The organism is Trichocoleus sp. FACHB-90 (genome assembly GCF_014695505.1).
Lineage (GTDB): Bacteria > Cyanobacteriota > Cyanobacteriia > Cyanobacteriales > FACHB-T130 > Funiculus > Funiculus sociatus.
Genome location: NZ_JACJOK010000092.1, coordinates 1 through 3470, shown reverse-complemented (window position 1 = coordinate 3470; position 3470 = coordinate 1). Strand labels below are relative to the sequence as shown.

At 41.7% G+C, this 3470-nt stretch carries 3 protein-coding genes; all 3 read left to right on the top strand.

What is annotated here, in order from left to right:
• The first annotated feature begins 289 nt into the window (after nucleotides 1-289).
• The 3 genes from H6F74_RS27285 to H6F74_RS27275 all read left to right on the top strand — a co-directional run bounded on the left by H6F74_RS27285 (nucleotide 290) and on the right by H6F74_RS27275 (nucleotide 3107).
• Nucleotides 290-1303, top strand: coding sequence for a transposase (locus H6F74_RS27285; RefSeq protein ID WP_190445250.1), 1014 nt, complete (start codon nucleotides 290-292; stop codon nucleotides 1301-1303).
• A 449-nt stretch (nucleotides 1304-1752) separates the two neighbouring features.
• Entirely contained in the window at nucleotides 1753-2208 is a 456-nt protein-coding gene (locus H6F74_RS27280) for a nuclear transport factor 2 family protein (protein WP_190445249.1), read from the top strand.
• A gap of 14 nt (nucleotides 2209-2222) precedes the next feature.
• Nucleotides 2223-3107, top strand: coding sequence for an NAD(P)H-binding protein (locus H6F74_RS27275; RefSeq protein WP_190445248.1), 885 nt, complete (start codon nucleotides 2223-2225; stop codon nucleotides 3105-3107).
• The last annotated feature ends 363 nt before the right edge of the window (nucleotides 3108-3470 follow it).

Sequence of the window (3470 nt, the reverse complement as noted above, 5' to 3'; positions counted from 1 at the left end):
AGGCAGGGTAATCATTGAATGCTCTCCCGATGAAGGACTGTCATCCGTTTCCCAAAGTATATCGCTTGCCAAACTCCAGAATATAAAGCTCCTTGTGTAGATCTTCATATCTTCAGGACTTACGCAACTGGCACAATGTAATTGCAATATTTAGTACATATGTATTAATAAGGAGAATGCACCAAAAGACTTTTGCTACTCCGTGCGACAGTGATTGATAGTAGTGAAGCACTGTTCAAATTTTTATGAGAAAATTTAGACAATGTAGCTCAAATAAATGGTGTCATTCATGAGATCTACTAAACTTAACTATTGTCAGTACTTGTTAAGTAGTCAAATTAATTATACTCTTACAAATTTGGCAGCTCATCTAGAAAAGATTAGTCATGATAAAATCAACCGCTATCTCAAAAATGAAAAGCTAACACCACGGCTACTTTGGGATAATGTCAAAGATGTCATCGAAAGAAATGATAACTCATATATTGTGTTTGATGACACAGTAATTGATAAACGATACGCCACGCAAATAGAGACAACTAAACGGCAATATAGTGGCAATGAGCATGGTATTATACAAGGAATTGGGCTAATAAATTGTATATACGTTAATCATGAACTCGGAAAGTTTTGGGTAGTGGACTATCGTATTTATGACCCAGATACAGATGGAAAGACAAAGATAGACCATGTGACTGAGATGCTACAGAACCTTGTATATCATAAGGTTATACCGTTCCAAGCTGTGTTAATGGACACTTGGTATGCGACCAATAAATTGATGTTATACATTGATGGTTTAGGAAAATATTATTATTGCCCTCTCAAACGTAATCGGCTTGTTGATGATACGGCAGGAAAAGAAGAATATAAAAGGATTGAATTACTATCTTGGAACGAGCTGGAGTTAAATTCGGGTAAAATAATTAAAATAAAAAAGTTTCCTAGTGCTAAGAAAGTGAAACTGTTCCGGGTGACTGTCTCCACCGACAGAACGGATTTTATCGCTACAAACGATTTATCTCAAGATTCTACAAACGTTGTACAAAAAGTGTGTAAGGTTCGTTGGAAGGTTGAGGAGTTTCATAGAGAATTAAAGCAATTGACTGGTATTGAATCATGCCAATGTCGCAAGGGTCGGATTCAAAGAAACCATATTGCCTGCGCTATTTTAGTCTGGCTTAAACTCAAAGATTTAGCTTATAAAAGTAGCCAAACAATTTATCAAATAAAACATGGATTATTGTCAAATTATTTAGTTCAGCAACTAAAACGTCCGGATGTTCCTATGTTTGCCCTATAATTGCTTGGCGCGCAGCTACGCCGCGCCATTGCTTGTGACAGTTGCGTAAGTCCTGACATTGATGGTCGATCGGTTGTATGAATATACTTTCGATCAAATTCGGATTCTAACTTAAGTTAGAGCTAGCCTTCTACTCCGCGATGGCATGGTTAATCTATCAATTTGTACTGTAAAAAATTTAACTTGCTATAGGCGACAGCTTGAAGGCGACCACCTATATTGAATTTATGCAAACAGTCATGCAAATGGATCGAGCAAGTAAATTGCACGGTTCCATGCTTGAAGGCATGAATATTCAAGGTGCAACTGGATTAACGCACGCTCAAGCAGCGACGTAGAAAGCATTAGGAGCGATCGCATTGCTCTCAGTGCAGTCGCCTCCGAGCTACTCGGAGCAAAGTACACAGGATATTCACTTTGGCAATATCAACAGCTTTCGGGAGAATTCAATGCAACCAGTACCAAACCAAGAGCGACAGACGGCTGAAGCTTTTGCCGCTCATTTAGCACTTGTGGGTAAGGATGTTCAAGCTTGGGTAGATTTGTTTGCCGAAAATGCAGTCGTTGAGTTTCCCTATGCTTCCACGACACCAGGACGATTAGAAGGCAAAGAAGCCATCTACAACTACATAAAAGATGTGCCAGCACAAATGCAAGATTTGGTGTTTACCAACGTCCGGATCTACCCAACGTCAAATCCTAATGTTCTATTTGCTGAGGTTCATGGAGAAGCCGTCATTGTTTCTACAGGTCATCACTATCAACAAGATTATGTAATGCGGCTGGAAACTAAAGAAAGCAAGATCATTCATTATCGCGAATACTGGAATCCTATTCCCGCCCTTGAGGCATGGGGTGGCACACAAAATTTGCGTCAATCTTTCAATGCAGATATCGTAGCGTAGGCAAAGGAAAAAGCATGAAAATTGTGATTGCCGCAGCTTCCGGCAATATTGGACGACGCGCTGCACAGAAAGTTGTTCAGGCTGGAGTCGAAACCATCCTTCTGACACGACAGCCAGAGAAGCTAGCTGATTTAGCGGCTCAAGGTGCTACGGTGAAGCCAATCAGCAGTGATGATCCTCAAGGATTGATCGAGGTAACACAGGATGCAGATGCTTTATTTTGGGTGACTCCACCGAAACTGGATGCACTCAGCTTACGCGATTGGTATATCCAGACGGCGATAGCTGGGGCTAGAGCAGTGCGTGAAAACAGCATCAAGCGAGTAGTCAACATTTCTAGCCTGGGTGCAGGTGCAAGTGAATATCTCGGCACAGTTACATTTGTTGGGACTGTTGAATCGATTTTCAACCAAACGCTCTCGAATGTGCTGCATCTGCGTCCTGGTTATTTCATGGAGAATTTTCTAGGGCAAGTCAAGTTTATTGAGCAAGACAATGCCGTATATTTTCCCTACGCCAGTGACCATGATATTCCCTGGATTAGTACTGATGACATCGGTGATGAAGCCGCAAAGTATTTACTTGACGATCGTTGGGCTGGGCAATGGACTCGTAATTTGATGGGATCAGAAAATCTAACGCTTCCTGAAACCACTGCCATTGTTTCGCGAGTGCTGAATCGTTCGATTGAATATGTTCAAGTAACGGTTGAATCAATCCAGCAGCAACTATCATTGACTGGAGCAACCCCGGATGTACAACGAGAGTTAGGGAATCTGTTTCGTGCCCTTGGCAATCCTGATGGCATCTATGCAACAGCACGAACACCTGAAGCAATTACACCAACAACATTTGAGCAGTTTGCAATCCATAAATTACTCAAACACATTCTGGCTTAACACGCTAAGTGCTTCAGTGGAATGGCACTGAAACAGATTAGCTAACTCCATAAGAATCTGACAAACCATTGTAAGAATCTGAAAGCAGTCAAGCACTGGAATTCAATACACTTCAGATAGATAGAACAAAGAGAATCTTGCAGGACAACCGTTAAGTTTGCAAGCGAGAGTGTTATGACTCAATATGATTACATTGTGGTCGGCGCAGATTCGGCTGGCTGCGCGATCGCCAGCGATCGCTCATTCGTCTCCGCTACATTCTTCGTTCACAATCTGAGATTTATCCTATGACCCACATTCTCCATTTAGATGCGAGTCCGCGTGGCGATCGCTCCATCTCTCGCACGCTCTCTAAAGAGTTCA